Raw genomic sequence first — 15,896 nt, forward strand, 5'->3', positions numbered from 1 at the left:
TCATTCTCCTTTTACGTTTAATAATTCTAATTTTAAAGACGCTAATTGCCTGCCGAGTGACTGCTGCGCTTGTTCGGCTGCTTTTCTGGCCAATTTCTCATTCGCCAGCTGTCCGCCGAGGCCTGCAAGCTGGTTTGAATCGGGAGCCGTATCTTTTTTTAAGCTCTCTTTATATGCTTCGTCAGCCGTTTCCACCCATTCTTGTTTCTCTTCATCAAAAAATGGGCGCCACATGCCTTCGCCGTTTATTTCCGGCGGAAAGTCCGCAGCGTTAGGCGGCATCATATAATCTCCTGTCTCAGAATCCGGATAAAGCTCAATCGGAGTGCCTGTATAAATGTTGTCATTGTCATACGGAAATATTAATTTCATATTCTCGCTCCTTTACGTGAGTGCCAAAACAAGGTCAATATAATAGCCGTTCACATTATTTTCTATATTGGCCATAATTCCCGTCAGCTTCATATCTCCATTAGAATATATAATAAATTTGCTATAACCGGTGGTGCCGCTGGCTGCAACCATCGTCACAACGCCTTTGGCCGGCGCACAAGAGGATGGCACACTCCCGAATACCACTTCTCTGTCCGTAAGAACGTGTCCGTTCAGGTGAAGGGTGTTTCCCACTTTGCGGTATTGAAGCGGCCTGTCTCCTGATTTAGCGCCATTTTTATAAGGAACATTTATCCAAGGTACATTCTCAGTATCAAGTTCAGTAATGAGGCGACGCCAGCCCTGCCAGCCCAAGTTCAAATCCAAATAGTTCGTGAACATATTATTTTTATAATCGACGGCAATGACATACCCAAACGTTCCCTTTCCCTCACTGTCAAGAGAGGTAAAATGAAACATGCCGCGGGTCGAAGCATTGCTCGGACTGTTTGCCGCTTTGCCGGTTGAATAAAAGGTGCCGAACGCCCTGCCGTTTTTAACGATTTTTTCAAGAAAGTTATCATCATCACCAATTGTAAGAAGATAGCCGCCGTTATCGTTTGTTATTTTCGAAAGCTGTGCGCCGTTCCACATATTTTTATCCGCCTGTGTGACATGGATGTCTTTTTTATTAGCGTGAGCGTCTACTAGTTTTTGTACAGCTTCTGTGTTGTCCAACTCAACCCAATCACTCCAAACATTATTTGCCAAAGACTTACGGAATGTTCTGTTGTCGTTTGTCATGGCAAGAACATGACCATATGACTTTCCGACACTGCAGGTCCAAAACCCGCGTCCGCCTGCAGGAGGGGTATTCGCCGCAGTTTTTTCATATGAGAAATAGGTCAATGAAGGATAATTTAACAATTCAGCATGAAGATCAGTTGTGACATTAAATAACGGCTGGCCGTCATCATTCGAAATTTTATTTAACTGCGCATTGTTCCATTTATCCTTATCAGATTTTGTTACGTGAATATCTGTTTTATTAGCATGTGCATCGACCTTTGACTGCGATCCTTCCACTGACTCAAACTCACGCCATGACGTCCAAGAATCCGAGCCTGAGATTTTATTACGCATAAACTTTCGGCGGCCTGACGACGTTGAGTCGCTGCTGCTATAGGACGTATATTCCTGATAAGCATACGTTCCGTAGTTGTGAACAAACAAATACCCGTTATTATTCACTGGCGCGTTTAATGCGGTCGTGACACTGCTCATATAATATAAACCTGTATCCGTTACCGTATTAAAGTCAGCACCGTTTCGATACTTTGCCAACCCATTATCTTCCGTTAATTTAAACAGCTGTCCTGCATTCCATGTATCCTTCTCAGCTTTCGTCACATGCCGGTCCAGATCTTGATTGTGCCGGTCAAAATCTTTCTTTGCTGCCTGCTGGACATTGTCTACGTTTCCGAGGCCGATTTGCGCCTTTGTCGTTTTGTGCGGGTTGTTCATGTCGTTTTTATGGGCCGCCAGATCCGTGTGTGCGTCATTTATGCCTTTTTCCCAGCGGTTGACGTCATCTTCGTTAATCGGATCGTCCGGAAGCCAGTCTGTTTTTTCTTCGTAAGCCATCGTTACACCACCTCAAAGGTAAATCTTAAATCAAGCGTTCTGTTATTGCTGAGATCTAAATTTGTTTTTCGTTCTGTAATGACGCTTCCTGTTTCGTCAAGCATCTGCACGGTTTCAATGTGTTTGACGTCTTCTTCCCTGCGTGTGAGAACGGTGACTGCGGCATCTTTTACGGAAATGTCCGCAATCGGAGTTTCTTTTCCGTTTAACAGCACTTTTGTGATCCTGTTTTTCAGATCGGCTGCGGCACGCTGTCTGTAAGCGGCTGATATCATGGTAAGACCACCTCGTTATTGTTGAGTGTGACGGAATAACCGACCTTCAGTTCACTGACTTTTCGGTATCTCCGATTGTTGAGAATGACACGGTCTTTGATTTCCAGTGTTTCGTTTAATGCGGCTCTCAGTGTATACGCCAAATGAGCGGGTTTGATTTTTTCAAGCGTTTCAATCAGCTCGTTCATGTGCTGCAGGTCATCAAGCCCGATATCGGCATAAAAACGATACTGCCCCGGAAACATCCGAACGTAAGCTGACGGATGTTTTAAAAAACGGTTTAGCGCCTGCTCGATCGCTTGATGTGTGATGGGCGGAATATTCGACATCTTTGAAATCAGCCTGAGCCGTCTCATATCCTCCGTGTCACCTGATTCCCGCGGTATTTTTAATATTTTTTCCCAGCGTTCAAGCCCCCACGTCGCCGTCGTGATAAAGAGCTGATCTGTCAAATCGAAAATATCGTTATTCTGCCGCTCAAACTCGGGAGCTTCCGCCTCAAGCAGTTGTGCCATCTCCTTTAATCGGGTTAAAAACGGCGGGAGGTACGCCGTCATCTCATCGAGTCTGCTCAAGGATTGTCACCTCTTTGAGTTTAGGAATTTCCACGTCACTGAGCACGAGGTTTTCCGCCGCACCGTTCATTTTGATATCGGCATAGTCACTGACGGATGCCGAGTTATAAACGATGTTGTTAATTTGTGATAAACGGACGGTGTTTTCTTCGAAGGCCATTTTCTTAAATAAATTCAGGACGCCTTTTTCAATCTCCGCTTTCACGTCATCGATCGAGCTGTTCAGCTCAGGCAGCACGGAAGCGGAGATTTCGATTTCCTTCCATACGGCGCTTTCCACCGTTACTGCCGCTCCGATCGGCGCCTGTCCTTCTCCCTGCCCTTCGTCCGGATCAATATAATCCTTTACTTTCTTGATCAGAATATCTGATGCCGGTTCCAAATTCGCATTTGTGATGACAACCTTCACCGTTCCGGCTCCGTTCCAAAGCGGGAAGATTTTCGCCCTGCCGACGCCGTCAACCTCTTCGGCCCATTGTTTATAGTGCTGTTTATTTGCGCTGACTGCTTCCCGGCGGACACGGGTAAAATAGCGCGCCCTTAAGCTGTTGTCATCTTCTTCCTCACGGCCGGGAATTAATATATCGCGCACGACTGCTTTCTCAAGCCCGGGTATCGTATCAAGCGGCAGCAGGTTCTGCCCTGAAATGCCGGCATTGCCCGCTTCACCGGCTGTTTCACATTCAAGCGTTCCATCCCCCGTATATTGAAAATACAGGTTATCAACGAAGAAACGAGAGCCTGGCGGAATGGTGATGCCCGCTGTGAATTCTCCGGCTCTGACCGCTTTTGTGGCAGGTGTTCGTTCAATTCCCGCTTCAGCAGCCCGCCTGTCCAGAAATTCTCCCTGAGCCGTATCGGAAAACACGAGCTCCAGCACGGTATCAAGCCAAATATAAGACTTTGCGAGCTCAGCGGCCGCAGGCGCGAGCGCATTGTAAATGACGCTGCCTTCTCTCGTATCAATATCTGCCGTAATGCGCGTCAGCATTCTGTCCATAATGTCGTCAAACGTCTGAGCTTCAAACATCCTCACCCAGCACCTCCTCTATCTCAAGCATGCCCTCATCAGTTTCAACGGTAAAAGAGACGGTGAAGGCATCATCTTTTTTCTCAATCTCAAAATTGGTAACAGCCAAAATACGGTCATCATACAGCAAGGCTTCTTCTATCAGTCTTGGAATCTCCATTTTTTTATAAGCATCCGTCGTGTTCTGATCTGAAAGCACTTCCTGCAGTTCATTTCCGATATCATGGCTGAAAACCGAATATGAATACCGTTCTGTGTGAAGAGCGATATAGACGAATTGTCTGATTGCGTCCAGTCCGTTTATCAGTTCATTGGTAATCCGGTTGTTTTCAAAATCAATTCGGTAGGTTTGTGAAGTTTCAATGGCCTCACTCGCATCCTCCAAATCTTCAAATTCGATTTCCGGTGTCAGGGCCATTGCACCCGCTCCTTTTAGATTTGATCATGTAAAAAAGCCCTCTTCGGATGATGAAGCGGCTTTAATAGGCTGATATTCTCTTACATTTCCGTCCGAACGCCGGTTAAATTTTGTCCAGTACAAAGAAAGACTGTCCTCCTGTTAAAGCGGCGGTCATCACCCGATCACCCGCCTGGAGCTGATCCTCTCCCCCGGATCTCAGCCGCTTCGGCACAATGAGTGCATCAGACGGAATCAAAAGTTTGTCGTGATCTTTCAGTTTCAGCTCGAGCGGCGAAACGGAGGTCACTTCGGCCGGCATCAGCTCCACCGGCGCTTCGGCGTCAACCGCTCCGACGGCTAAATGTTTAATGGCATCACTTAATCTCATCAGGATGTCCCCTCCGGAAGTGAATTTTTCTCCGTGACATCAATCGTCATGGTATGTTTTGTTCCTTGGAATTCATGGCGGTCCGTATCTACATAATAGGTTTTCTTCAGCCCGATTTCCGGAATTGAAATATAGACGGGCAATCCGCTTTCCAACCCAGGAATACCGATCGCCTGTATATTTTTCAGCTCTTTTTTAATGCCTTTTTTCTCAGCCTGCTTCACTTTTGCGCGCTGTTTCAGCTGGGCTTCGTTAATGTCGTCAGAAACCGTTTCGGTATACTGCAAAACGCCGAATGTTTTCATGCCGGCGCTGTCTGAGGCGGAAGCCTTTATCGTTTTATTGTCTTTTTGCAGCCGCATGACGACACGGGTTGCGGTGTCATCAATTGAGGTGCTGTATTGATACCCTGTAATATTAACTCCTGTTTCCAGCACCCATATGTCAGACGGCTCCGGCCATTCACGCAAGCCGAGCCTGCCTTTTTCTGAATAGAGCTGATAATTGCGCCCCGTCTGGCTTTTTGTCTGCTTTAACGCTTTTAGCATCATATCGTAAAGGCTTGTATCATTTTTAAAAACGAGTGATTTAATGGTATGGCCTGTGTTGGCAATGGATGTGACGGGAATTTGAAAATCGCTGGCGATCCTTTTTAATATTTGATCGGCGCGCTTGTTGGAAAACACGTAAACGTCCTGGTTTTTCACAAGGTATTGGAGCATATCGTATGCGGTGAAGGCGACGGTATGCTCATCGGGCGTTCTTGCAAAAACAATGCCGCGGAACAGCTCTTTTCCGTTCCATTTGAACAAAACCGTATCCCCTTCTGATACGCCGTAATACGTCTGGCTGCCCTGCTTTACGACAATCGTCGCTTCGATGGAGCGGGGCGCCTGATATCTGTGTCCTTCCAGCGTTACGCTTTCTGTGACAAGCTCGAGCCACTCCGTTTCTTTTATGACAAATAGTTCAATCATCTTTTCACCCGTTTCATTGCGGTATCTTCAGCTTCTGCCCCGGGAAGATCCAATGCCCCGGCTGCCGGATATTCCGTTTGCTGCGTTTAATCATGGCGGTTTTATTCGCGTTCCAGATTTTCCGCCACTCTGTGTGTTTTCCGTAAAACTTACCGGCGATGTCCCAAAGCGTATCCCCTTTTTTGACGGTATATGTTTTGGGTGAAGCTTTGGACGGGCGCTTCGCTTTCGTTTTTTTCTTTTGTTTGATTTTTCTTGGCGAAGCGGTTTTATATTCTTTCAGTACGATATCAAAATTCCGGTCGCCGATTTCATTGTCACCTTCGCTGTAATTAAAGCTTTCAATACTGCATGCGACATTGATTTTTGTCCCTGTAATCAAAAACTGAACGGGTTTTTTCGCTTTCATCCATGTTTCAATGACTGAAATGGCTTTTTCCGGCGAAGGAATGCTTTGATATTCGGCAATCGGGCTGTACCGTTTCGGAAAAAAAGAAGAGAACGAAATTTCTTTCGCTCCCGGTTCTTCGATAAACGTCACCTCTCCAAGTCCGGTGACTTTCACGGAATCATTCTGCACGCTGTTTGCGATATCAATCGCTTCAGGGAGAACGGGAAGCCGGAGCTTGTCCTTCCCCTGAGACAGCCAAAATTCGTAAACAGATTTAGTCAAAAGCAACGGCCCCCTTTGCTCCGGTATAAATGTCTTTTTGCAGTTCATCAATCAGCGCCTGTTTGATTTTGGCGGCGAGGCTCTCGGCGTCCTGTCCGTTATGGAAATGCTGATCGCCGCTGAATTCGATTTTAATTTCTTTTGTTCCCGTTTTTTGAACGGTTTGTCCGCCGCCTTTAACGGCTGCGGATACCGTGCCGGCTGAAAGCGCCGCCGGTTCCGTCTGGGACGGATCGGACACTTCCATGCCGAGCGCCTGAGCCGCTTTTTGCAGCAGATAACGGCCGCGGATGCCCCGCTCTTCAGGGATGATCCACTCCCGTTTGTTCCCTTCGCCGACACGGGCGATCTGCTCCTTGGTAATCAGACCCCCATTGGCATAACCGACGTACGGGCCGCCATGAGCCATACTTTTAATCCCGGGGACATTGCTGATCGAGCCGTATCGGCTTTTAATATAGCCGATAGCGGCAGCGGCGTTGTGGATTGGATTTCTGATATCATTCATGCCCGGCGCTTTGTGATCTTCAAAGGTGCTCGGAATCGTCTGCATAAGCCCCTGTGACGGGTGTCCGGCTTTGGCGTTGCTGTCCCATAGATTAATGGAATTAGGGTTGCCGCCTGACTCATGCTGTGCGATCGTCATTAATCCCGGAAGCCAGCTGATCGGCGTATTGGTTGCTTTCATTGCGGCCAAAAGCCATTCTTTGACGCTTCCTCCCGCTGCACCCATGCCGGAAAAGGCTGCTGCAAGCGAGCCTGCCTGTTTTTCGGCGTATTTTTTCACGTCAACTGAGCTGAGGCCTTTGACGACGCCGACTGAAGCAAAGCGTCCGAGACTCATCATGACACGGGAAGGAGAGTGAATATCAAGCTCTTCCCTGAATGCGTCCTCGACTTTTTTGGCCATATCTTTGGCCGCCTGTTTGACTTCGCTTCCTTTTGCAGTCATTCCTGATACGAAGTGTCCGATCAGGCCTGATCCCCAGCCGTTCGCGGAATCTCTTGATTGAACAAACGGTTTATTGATATGTGTGCTTACGTATTGCGACGTTCCCGTATCTTTTGCATTCTGTCCGGCCGAATATCCTTTCACTGTTGCGGCGCCCCATGATGACGATTGATTAACCGCCGATTGATAAGGTGTTTTCACCTTTGTTTTTAAAAATGAATCGGTGCCCGTCGGCGATGTATTCTGACCTTTGGCATAGCCCGCAACGACTTGCTTTCCGTAACCGGGTGAAGACGAAATGAGGGCATTGAACGGCGTTCCGATGTTTTTTTCCTTCCAGCCGTCCATATCCACCGCTTTTTTGCTGATTCCGCTGTCAAAGCCTTCAGTAAACTGTTTGCCGAGTGATGAAGCCGTCCCGCCAAGTCCGGATGCCTCTACAGACGCTGCTGCCGATACAGATGCAGAAGAAGAAACACCGCCCGCTCCCGCCGGAACAGCAGAAGACTGAGCCGAAGCCGCGCCCATATCATCGACAACACGCATGCCGAGCTTAGACGCAGCTTGTGAAAGCAGCATCTTTCCGCGTCCGCGATTGTTGTCAACGGGAATGACAAATTCTTTACCGGCTTCACCGATCCAGGAAATGGTCGGCTTTGTAATGTAGCCGCCCGTGGCGTTTTTGTCCGTTTTCTTTTTATCTCCGCCGCCTCCTGTGACAAAGTTCATTATGCCTGAAATCATTTTGCCGCCGGTTTTATCCCAAATCTTTTTCACCCAGTCGAATGCTGCAGAAAAAGCATCTGATATGGCCGTTCCCACTTTTACAAGAGGTTCTTTTATATGTTTCTCAAACCAGCCGCTTAACCCTTTCCATATATTCTTTACCGTATCTAAAGCAGTCTTGAAAGCATCTGATATTCCTTTACCGACATTTTTCACCATGTCTTTCACCGGATTCCAGACAGTATCCATGAACCAGCCGGAAACCGTACTGAAAACGGATTTAATTTTATCCCAAGCTCCTGTGATTTTACTCCAAATGGACGTCGTCACTCCGACGACAGCCGATTTTACGGGCCCCCATACCGTGCTCATAAACCAGCCGGATACTGTGCTGAAGACACCTTGAATCGTCGTCCACGCATTCACGATATTTGACCAGATGCTGGTTGCCACTCCGACGACAGCCGATGAAACCGGCGTCCATACATTTTCCATGAACCAGGATGACACCGTGCTGAAAATCCCTTGAATCGTCGTCCACGCATTCACGATATTTGACCAGATGCTTGTCGCCACTCCGACGACAGCCGATGAAACCGGCGTCCATACATTTTCCATGAACCAGGATGAAACGCTTCCCCAAGTATCTTGTATTGTTGTCCAAGCACTTTGCGCCGCTTTGGAAATATCATTCCACGTGTCTTTCAAAGCTCCTGAATCAAAGGCCTCTCCCAAGCTGGAACCGCCTAAACTGCCGGCGATGCCGCCTACCGCGCCGCCGATTAATGTGCCCACTCCGGGAACAACGCTGCCGATTGCCGCTCCGGCCGCGGCTCCGGCAAGACCGCCGCCTGCTGAGCCGACCTTCTCTCCTGCATTATCTTTATTGATGCCGGCTAAATCAGTAAGTGATAACAATTCACCTATGCCGGGAATTCCTTTAGCGGCACCTTTTAACCCTTTCATACCGCCTTTTAGCGCCTTTGAATCTCCCAAGCCTTTCAAAAGCGCGCCGATGCCTTTACCTGCCCCTTTTGTTTTCGGCGTGTTTACGGATGCCTGTTTGCTTTCCTTTACGGAGGAACCTCTTTTCGAGGATTTATTTCGCCCTTCGACTTTACTGCTTTTGCCCCTCGTCACTCCGGTACAGCAGCAGCAGCCCCCCAAAGCCCCGCCGGTTTTTTTGGCTGACTTTCCTGAAGATTTTGGCGCTGTTACCGTGCGCTGTGAACCCTTTGTCAGATCTGGACGCTTCGGGCCGTTGGAGCCGCCGGCAGTAAGGCCGCCCTTACTCTTTTCTTTTTTCGTGCCGCCTCCTAATAATCCGCCGATATTGAGTTTGCCTAATTTTTCAGCGATTCCTGAAAATATTTTTTCTATTAATTCCCCGGCTTTTTCGATGATTTTGTCCGGGCTGAATTTCTCAAATTTCTTGGCAATCTTGCTGACAATTTTATCAACAAATGCCTCAGCTTTTTCGATGATCGCATCAGGACTGAATTTGCCGAACTTTTTATCAATGCCTCCGAACAGTGAGGATGTAAACTGCTCCACTTTTTCCAAAATCTTATCCGGATTGAGAAAATCGAATTTCTCAGAAATTCGGTCAATCGTGTCATTTACAAATTGTTCGGCGCGGTCGATTAGCTTATCAGGACTGAATTTACCGACAACGTCGTCGACTTTCTTCATAAACGAATCAGTAAAATGATCCAGCTCTTTCAATATGGTCTTCGGACTGAATTTACTCACAACCCCGTCTACCTTTTTCATAAATGAATCAGCGAATTTGTCCAGCTCTGCTAAAAGTGTCTCCGGGCTGAATTTGCTTGCGATCTCATCCACTTTTCCCATGAATGAGGTTGTGAACTTATCCAGTTCTGCCAAAATCGTTGCCGGGCTGAATTTGCTCGCGATTTCGTCTACTTTTCCCATGAATGAGGTCGTGAACTTGTCCAGCTCTGCTAAAATCGTCTCCGGGCTGAATTTGCTTGCGATCTCATCCACTTTTCCCATGAATGAGGTTGTGAACTTATCCAGTTCGGTTAATATCGTTGCCGGACTGAATTTGCTCGCGATTTCGTCTACTTTTCCCATGAATGAGGTCGTGAACTTGTCCAGCTCTGCTAAAATCGTCTCCGGGCTGAATTTGCTTGCGATCTCGTCCACTTTTCCCATGAATGACGTTGTGAACTTATCCAGTTCGGTTAATATCGTTGCCGGGCTGAATTTGCTCGCGATTTCGTCTACTTTTCCCATGAATGATGTTGTGAACTTATCCAGCTCTGCTAAAATCGTCTCCGGGCTGAATTTGCTTGCGATCTCGTCCACTTTTCCCATGAATGACGTTGTGAACTTATCCAGCTCTGCCAAAATCGTCTCCGGGCTGAATTTGCTTGCGATCTCGTCCACTTTTCCCATAAATGACGTTGTGAACTTATCCAGTTCGGTTAAAATCGTTGCCGGACTGAATTTGCTCGCGATCTCGTCCACTTTTCCCATGAATGACGTTGTGAACTTATCCAGCTCTGCCAAAATCGTTGCCGGGCTGAATTTGCTCGCGATTTCGTCTACTTTTCCCATGAATGATGTTGTGAACTTGTCCAGCTCTGCCAAAATCGTTGCCGGGCTGAATTTGCTTGCGATTTCGTCCGCTTTCTTCATAAAGCTTGCAGCGAATTTATCCAGTTCCGCTATGATTGTTTCCGGATAAAATTTGGATGCGATGTCATTGACTTTTTTCATGAAGGTGTCTGCAATGGAGTCAAGCATTGAAAAATCGTTTTTCGGCGAAGCAGGAGCAGCAGATGCAGAAGCTTTTCCGCCGTCCGGCATATTCTTTTGCATTGCAGCCAGCTGTGCTGTCACCTTTTCGTTTAACGATAATTGAATAACATTGTTTTTTCCCGTCAGCGAATCAATGCCCGCTGAAATTCGGCCGACTGTTTTCATGACGTGATCTATGACGCGTATAGTGACAGAGTACCCGTTCTTTAACGCAGATTGCATATAGCGTTTGATACGTTCCATGGCAGGGGTCACTTCGTCTGACGCATACAGTGAAACGGTAAATCCTTTAAAACCGGCAGTCAGATCCCGCAATCTCTCAAATGCCGCTGTCGCGCTGTCTTTTGCTCCTATTTTAATGGTTAAAGACGCAGGCAGACCCGCTAATTGGGCTTGCACCTTTTGAATGACGGCACTGGCTCCGTCTTCAGCTGAAATAGAGATCATTTGTGCGCCCAGCTTTCTTTTCATAGAGCGCTGGATGCGGTCAATTGTTCTTAAAACAGATTTACTCTCTTTGCGTATATCAATTTCACTTTGGCGTTTTGTCATTTTCCTGTATTTCTCAAGCGCTCTGAAGCCATTTTGGATTTTCCTTATTTTCTTTGAAACCCGATCTTCCAATTCAAAACGGGCGGTCAGCTTTGCCATGATGTCGCTCCCCCTTTCTTCGCTTGTTTTTCAAGAATGTCCAGCTTGTAACCGATTAAACCGTACAACAGCGCCTTAAAATGTCTCGGTGCTTCATATAACTCTTTCAGTTCTGATGGAGAATAATGAAGCTCATGCATCGCGTAATAGAGATACACGGCTTCCTTATTCCCATCTTTTATCAGTTTTTTGCTTCTTGCTCCAGATCTTCTAATTCATCTTCAAAACCGTTGATCTCAATCGCTTTATTCAGCCAATTTGCATACTCACCGCCGACTGAAAGCACGCGTTTTGCCACCTCGACCGGATCTGCCGTTTTGTAAGCGTCGCGGAGCTCCTTAGACCGGAAATCAGGGTAAATCGTAGATTCAACCGCGATCCGCGCATAAAAGCGCTGGCTGTCTAAGTCTTTTACTCGGCCTCTGCCCTTCACATTTTTATATGTCGTGCTTTCCTTCTCCAGTTCATCAATGCGCTCAGTCGTAATGGCTTTAAAAATAAAAGGCACGATGTTTCCTTTTTTATCGACAAAACGCTTTGAAAGCGGAACCCGAATCTCCTCAGCCTCGACTGTTTTACCCGGCATAAAGAATGACAGATCATATACTTGTTCGTTTTTTTCGCTCATGATGAAAACTCCCTTACTCTTTTTTTTATAAAAAACAGACCTGTAAAAAGGCCTGTTTCACTCATACCGATCTTAATTAAAACGTTTCAGAAAGCTTTTCCGGCACATCGAAATCTTCAAAAGTAAACGGCACTTCTTCTTCGAGTGCTTCTGAGTCTACGTCCAGTCCGGCGATTTTTGCAGAATCAAAGTTGACGTCATACAGAGTGACGCGTTCTGTTCCGCGGCCCGATGATTTGTCATCAAGAACGGCTTGCAGCGTAAAATACGGGTCGCTGCCTTTTTTGACATAATCCATCATAAGGACGGCGAATTTGGATGTGACCTTATAGAATGTTGCCGTGCCCGTTCCGTTGGCGCCTGTTGTTTTATGTCCCGTCATGCGGCGGCCCATGATGTTTACTTCTGATTTGTTTTTTTCCACGTTTGCTTCAAACGTTTTAATATGCGCCATCTCTTCTCCGTCGAGAAATAAACGGCCTTCTTTTCCTGAAATCGTGTTTTGCGCTTTTAATGCCATCTTAGTTTACCTCCACGTTAAAGTAGAATTTTTCTGCCGCATCCACAGGCTGTACGGCGAGATCGATTAAAAAGCCGTCGCGGTCTTCATTCAGCCCGATTGTAATGTCTTTGTCTGAATCAAAGTTGGCGATGCCGCCCGCATCCTGAAGCGTAGTCAAATATTGAATGATCATCGTTTTGACGAATTGAAGGCCGTCATTTGTCGCAGGAAGATCGCTGCCCGTGCCTTTTTTCGATTTAATTAAGGCTTTCAGTTCACGTGTCAAATCGTTATTCACCGCATCAAGCACACGGACGATTTTGTTTTTCGCGAACTTTTTGTTTTTCTCTGCCGTAAATGTCACCAATGAGTTGATATCTTTTTCAACGCTGACTGACTTATCACGGGCATCATAAGAGAAAAGGAATTCACCTTTGGAAAGACGTTCGATCACTTCATCATGAGTCAGGCGGTGTAGCACATCGACGGCGCCTTCGTATTCAACGAATGTTAAGGATTGATTAAATGCGGCGCTGGCACTTGCGCCTGCCACCCAGGCGGTCGCATCTTCAGCTTTAATCTCGGTTCCGTCTTCCAGCAGCACACCTTCAGTCACATTGATAATGCCTTCATAATCGCCGCTGTAATGGGCGGTCACCCCTTGCACTTTCTGTCCCTGCGCATCGCGAAGGCGTTTAATGAATGCGGCAAATGTCGCTTTCAGCTGATCGTTTTCCGCGACAGGAAGAGCGATGACATCGAAATTCTCCGTTTCAGCCGCAGCTAAAAAATCCGTATAGTCTGAGTTGACCGGTGCTTTATCAGTTCCGCCCGCGAGACGGATGCCTGCCTGCGGGTTTAACGTTTCCCCGGATTCTTCCTCAGTGCCTGTCAGCGGGATGGAAGCCGACAGTTCGCCCGTTCCCGTAAATGTGACATAGCCGTTTGCTTTTAATTCTTCGGCTTTTTTCACCGTTTGTTTGTCAACTTCCGCTTCATCCATGTAAGTGGTCACATCGAAAGCGGTCTGATCAAGGACGTTTTCACTGATGCGGATGATGATGTCATTTCCTTTTGAACCGCCGTACAAAGCGGTTGCTTTAACACCTTGCGAAAGATCGGCACTCGCTCTGATTCCCTCTGTCAGACGGTACATCAAAACGGTTTTTGCTTTCTTTTTCGCCTCACGAAGCAGAATCAGTGACGGATCTTCAATACTGAGCCCCACTTTTTTATTCAAATCTTCAATGCTTGAAATGGAAACGAATGTTTTCGCTTCCCCCCAGCCGGATGCGACGGGAAGGGCGACAATCCCGCGTTCACCGATCGATACCCGCTCCTGGGCGGTTGTTTTAAAGTTAAAATAGATTCCGGCACGTTCTTTTTCTTTTCCTTGCGTAAATGTTCCGCCGTTCATTATTGCATGACCTCCTTGGTTAAAAATGCTTCAATGTAAGACTCGGCTTGCGCTTTTGTCATTTGTTTTTGCTTCACGCCGAATAAAGCCCCCTGGAGAATCTCGGGTTTTACGCCGAAAAGCTCCTTCGCGTGCTTTGTTAAATCCGCCGTGTCATAAAGAACCGCTCGTTCCGCAGTTGCGGCGTTTTTCTTTTTATGTTGTTTCACTTTTGTTTCACCCCGCTGTTAATGTCCACATCCCGCAGTGCGGGAGATGTTTGTTTCTGATAGTAGTAGCGGCTCGTCCAGCGGATGGTGATCACTGCCTCGCCTTTGTCTCCGACTCTTGTTTCGATACGGCTGATGCGGACGAAATCACCGGTATCCTCCCCTGATTCCGTAAGCAGCGGAATCAGCTGTCTTGATTCTCTCACCGCATCGGCGATCCGGTCGGCTGCATAGAGCGCCTGCACCGAGTCGGCATGGAACAGCTTCACATTCAGACTGTATGTCTTCTTAAAGGTAGAGACTGTGTCATTCTCGTCAAAAGCGTACGGGGGCGGGATGTAAAGTGACGGCACCTGAAATTGTTCAGGCAGTTCATTTTCATATACGGGCACGCCGCATTGCTGATACAAAAAAGCGGCGATTGAACCGGTCTCGCGATTCATCCGATATCTCCCCCCAACGTGTTAAGCCACTGATTGAAACGCTTGTCCAGCGATTCGGCGAAGAGTGTTTCATACAAAAGAAGGGCTTTGTCCCAAAACCCATTTCCGCTGATCCACTGTTTTTTTAGCGCCATTCCCGTTGAAGCTGACGGATCATAGATGAACCGGGAGCCTTGAAAATACCCGGGCACCCATCTGACATTTTCATCTGAGACGGTCCAATGTCCGTCATTTATGAATGAGGCATACTCTGCATTGGTGCCGATTTCAAGGGTCAGTCCCCCGTTTTCAATGATCCATACGTGATCCTGCGCTCCTTTTCGGAAAGAAGACAGCAGGCTTTCTGTATCAATCCCTCCCGAATGAATAAGCTCCTCTCGTACCAAGTCGAGAAAATCCTCTCCTGACTGTTCCAGCCATTCGCCTGCCTGACGGGCAAATTCTCCGGATGATGCCTTTTGCAGCGACCGACTCCATTGTTCAAGGTTTTTTATGCTCATAGTCTGTCATCTCTCACAGCGATAACCTCCCAATGGTGCTGTCTTGCTTTCTTCGGCAGTTCCAGAATATACGCCTGGCCTTCCCAAATGATTTTGTCATTGACACGCACAACGGCCTCTTTCGGAAAATGAACGAGAAACCGCTGATATACCTTATGATCAGGCTCAAGCTGAATAAGCTGCTGCTGTTTTTCAACAAACAGACACGGCACGTCTTCAGCATCGGGCACTTCCGGATAAGAAAAGACAGGCTGGAGCTTTTCGGCGGGAATCCCGAAGCGTCCGGCCTTCGGAACTGACACCGTCTCATGATAAATATCGCATCTGTCAGTGAGCAGCCGTTCGTAGCTCATAAAGGTCTCACCTTTGCGTGTGCAGAAACCGGGGAATAACCCGGCGCGATATATTCACAGAGCAGATGGTGCACCGCCGGTTTTCTGATTCCGCCTTCACCTGCCACCGTATACGAGTAGTCGCCTATCTTTTCAGATTGATAGGCGGAAGCGGCTGCTTCATTCTGGTTGATCAGCGCAAAATATTGAGAAAGCTTTAATAACGCAAGCTTAATCTTTTCGGGAAGCGGTGAGTAAACAGGGTCAGTGAACGAATGCCCCGCCATTCTGGCCGCTTCCGCCTCCGCCTCCAGAATGTCCTGTATAAGAAGCGGCTCCGGCCTGTTTTTGACTTGATCATAAACTGAATATGAAACAACGTCAGACGGCTGAATTAACATAACTGCCACCCCCG

At 47.4% G+C, this 15,896-nt stretch carries 19 protein-coding genes; all 19 read right to left on the reverse strand.

Features of this window, described 5'->3' with window-relative positions; translation table 11 throughout:
* Positions 1 to 372, reverse strand: a complete 372-nt coding sequence (locus tag SB24_RS03400) for an XkdW family protein (protein WP_015417295.1) — start codon at positions 370 to 372, stop codon at positions 1 to 3.
* Between the two features lie 12 nt (positions 373 to 384).
* On the reverse strand, positions 385 to 2,016 hold the full coding sequence (locus tag SB24_RS03405) for a pyocin knob domain-containing protein (RefSeq protein ID WP_015417294.1): 1,632 nt from the start codon (positions 2,014 to 2,016) through the stop codon (positions 385 to 387).
* A gap of 2 nt (positions 2,017 to 2,018) precedes the next feature.
* Positions 2,019 to 2,291 (reverse strand): hypothetical protein, encoded by a 273-nt coding sequence (locus SB24_RS03410; RefSeq protein ID WP_003154822.1) that lies wholly within the window; start codon positions 2,289 to 2,291, stop codon positions 2,019 to 2,021.
* Entirely contained in the window at positions 2,288 to 2,866 is a 579-nt protein-coding gene (locus SB24_RS03415; RefSeq protein ID WP_015239689.1) for a YmfQ family protein, read from the reverse strand. Before SB24_RS03415 ends, SB24_RS03410 begins: the two co-directional genes overlap by 4 nt.
* Positions 2,850 to 3,896, reverse strand: a complete 1,047-nt coding sequence (locus SB24_RS03420; protein WP_015417293.1) for a baseplate J/gp47 family protein — start codon at positions 3,894 to 3,896, stop codon at positions 2,850 to 2,852. Before SB24_RS03420 ends, SB24_RS03415 begins: the two co-directional genes overlap by 17 nt.
* A complete protein-coding gene (locus tag SB24_RS03425; protein WP_015417292.1) occupies positions 3,889 to 4,314 on the reverse strand; it encodes a DUF2634 domain-containing protein in 426 nt (141 codons plus the stop codon). The genes SB24_RS03420 and SB24_RS03425 overlap by 8 nt, the downstream gene beginning before the upstream one ends.
* Positions 4,315 to 4,417: 103 nt before the next feature.
* Positions 4,418 to 4,684 (reverse strand): DUF2577 family protein, encoded by a 267-nt coding sequence (locus tag SB24_RS03430; RefSeq protein WP_003154827.1) that lies wholly within the window; start codon positions 4,682 to 4,684, stop codon positions 4,418 to 4,420.
* Complete coding sequence (locus tag SB24_RS03435; RefSeq protein ID WP_039251762.1) at positions 4,684 to 5,661, reverse strand: XkdQ/YqbQ family protein; 978 nt, start codon at positions 5,659 to 5,661, stop codon at positions 4,684 to 4,686. The genes SB24_RS03430 and SB24_RS03435 overlap by 1 nt, the downstream gene beginning before the upstream one ends.
* A gap of 13 nt (positions 5,662 to 5,674) precedes the next feature.
* Positions 5,675 to 6,334, reverse strand: coding sequence for a LysM peptidoglycan-binding domain-containing protein (locus SB24_RS03440; protein ID WP_039251765.1), 660 nt, complete (start codon positions 6,332 to 6,334; stop codon positions 5,675 to 5,677).
* Positions 6,327 to 11,450 carry a transglycosylase SLT domain-containing protein gene (locus SB24_RS03445; protein ID WP_039251768.1) on the reverse strand — a complete coding sequence of 1,708 codons (5,124 nt, stop codon included), beginning with the start codon at positions 11,448 to 11,450 and terminating at the stop codon, positions 6,327 to 6,329. The genes SB24_RS03440 and SB24_RS03445 overlap by 8 nt, the downstream gene beginning before the upstream one ends.
* Positions 11,438 to 11,590 carry a hypothetical protein gene (locus tag SB24_RS19910; protein WP_015239684.1) on the reverse strand — a complete coding sequence of 51 codons (153 nt, stop codon included), beginning with the start codon at positions 11,588 to 11,590 and terminating at the stop codon, positions 11,438 to 11,440. Before SB24_RS19910 ends, SB24_RS03445 begins: the two co-directional genes overlap by 13 nt.
* A 41-nt stretch (positions 11,591 to 11,631) precedes the next feature.
* Entirely contained in the window at positions 11,632 to 12,078 is a 447-nt protein-coding gene (locus SB24_RS03450) for a phage tail assembly chaperone (protein WP_003154836.1), read from the reverse strand.
* A gap of 76 nt (positions 12,079 to 12,154) precedes the next feature.
* Positions 12,155 to 12,598 (reverse strand): phage tail tube protein, encoded by a 444-nt coding sequence (locus tag SB24_RS03455; protein ID WP_003154837.1) that lies wholly within the window; start codon positions 12,596 to 12,598, stop codon positions 12,155 to 12,157.
* 1 nt (position 12,599) lies between these two features.
* A complete protein-coding gene (locus SB24_RS03460; RefSeq protein ID WP_007610810.1) occupies positions 12,600 to 13,997 on the reverse strand; it encodes a phage tail sheath family protein in 1,398 nt (465 codons plus the stop codon).
* Positions 13,997 to 14,206, reverse strand: a complete 210-nt coding sequence (locus tag SB24_RS03465) for a YqzN/YkzM domain-containing protein (RefSeq protein WP_039251772.1) — start codon at positions 14,204 to 14,206, stop codon at positions 13,997 to 13,999. Before SB24_RS03465 ends, SB24_RS03460 begins: the two co-directional genes overlap by 1 nt.
* Positions 14,203 to 14,649, reverse strand: a complete 447-nt coding sequence (locus SB24_RS03470; protein WP_039251775.1) for a hypothetical protein — start codon at positions 14,647 to 14,649, stop codon at positions 14,203 to 14,205. Before SB24_RS03470 ends, SB24_RS03465 begins: the two co-directional genes overlap by 4 nt.
* The gene (locus SB24_RS03475; protein WP_039251778.1) at positions 14,646 to 15,149 is read right to left on the reverse strand and encodes an HK97 gp10 family phage protein; all 504 of its coding nucleotides are present in this window, start codon (positions 15,147 to 15,149) and stop codon (positions 14,646 to 14,648) included. Before SB24_RS03475 ends, SB24_RS03470 begins: the two co-directional genes overlap by 4 nt.
* Positions 15,146 to 15,502, reverse strand: a complete 357-nt coding sequence (locus tag SB24_RS03480; protein ID WP_039251781.1) for a DUF3599 family protein — start codon at positions 15,500 to 15,502, stop codon at positions 15,146 to 15,148. Before SB24_RS03480 ends, SB24_RS03475 begins: the two co-directional genes overlap by 4 nt.
* Positions 15,499 to 15,882: a protein YqbG gene (gene yqbG / locus SB24_RS03485; protein WP_003154846.1), complete on the reverse strand. Its 384-nt coding sequence runs from the start codon at positions 15,880 to 15,882 to the stop codon at positions 15,499 to 15,501. Before yqbG ends, SB24_RS03480 begins: the two co-directional genes overlap by 4 nt.
* Between the last annotated feature and the right edge of the window lie 14 nt (positions 15,883 to 15,896).

Source organism: Bacillus sp. Pc3, from assembly GCF_000815145.1.
Classification (GTDB): Bacteria; Bacillota; Bacilli; order Bacillales; family Bacillaceae; genus Bacillus; species Bacillus velezensis.

Coding starts and splice junctions, on each gene's coding strand:
- SB24_RS03400 (WP_015417295.1), bottom strand. CDS start 372: ATGAAATTAATATTTCCGTATGACAATGACAACATTTATACAGGCACT.
- SB24_RS03405 (WP_015417294.1), bottom strand. CDS start 2,016: ATGGCTTACGAAGAAAAAACAGACTGGCTTCCGGACGATCCGATTAAC.
- SB24_RS03410 (WP_003154822.1), bottom strand. CDS start 2,291: ATGATATCAGCCGCTTACAGACAGCGTGCCGCAGCCGATCTGAAAAAC.
- SB24_RS03420 (WP_015417293.1), bottom strand. CDS start 3,896: ATGTTTGAAGCTCAGACGTTTGACGACATTATGGACAGAATGCTGACG.
- SB24_RS03425 (WP_015417292.1), bottom strand. CDS start 4,314: ATGGCCCTGACACCGGAAATCGAATTTGAAGATTTGGAGGATGCGAGT.
- SB24_RS03430 (WP_003154827.1), bottom strand. CDS start 4,684: ATGAGATTAAGTGATGCCATTAAACATTTAGCCGTCGGAGCGGTTGAC.
- SB24_RS03435 (WP_039251762.1), bottom strand. CDS start 5,661: ATGATTGAACTATTTGTCATAAAAGAAACGGAGTGGCTCGAGCTTGTC.
- SB24_RS03445 (WP_039251768.1), bottom strand. CDS start 11,450: ATGGCAAAGCTGACCGCCCGTTTTGAATTGGAAGATCGGGTTTCAAAG.
- SB24_RS19910 (WP_015239684.1), bottom strand. CDS start 11,590: ATGCATGAGCTTCATTATTCTCCATCAGAACTGAAAGAGTTATATGAA.
- SB24_RS03450 (WP_003154836.1), bottom strand. CDS start 12,078: ATGAGCGAAAAAAACGAACAAGTATATGATCTGTCATTCTTTATGCCG.
- SB24_RS03455 (WP_003154837.1), bottom strand. CDS start 12,598: ATGGCATTAAAAGCGCAAAACACGATTTCAGGAAAAGAAGGCCGTTTA.
- SB24_RS03460 (WP_007610810.1), bottom strand. CDS start 13,997: ATGAACGGCGGAACATTTACGCAAGGAAAAGAAAAAGAACGTGCCGGA.
- SB24_RS03470 (WP_039251775.1), bottom strand. CDS start 14,649: ATGAATCGCGAGACCGGTTCAATCGCCGCTTTTTTGTATCAGCAATGC.
- SB24_RS03475 (WP_039251778.1), bottom strand. CDS start 15,149: ATGAGCATAAAAAACCTTGAACAATGGAGTCGGTCGCTGCAAAAGGCA.
- SB24_RS03480 (WP_039251781.1), bottom strand. CDS start 15,502: ATGAGCTACGAACGGCTGCTCACTGACAGATGCGATATTTATCATGAG.
- yqbG (WP_003154846.1), bottom strand. CDS start 15,882: ATGTTAATTCAGCCGTCTGACGTTGTTTCATATTCAGTTTATGATCAA.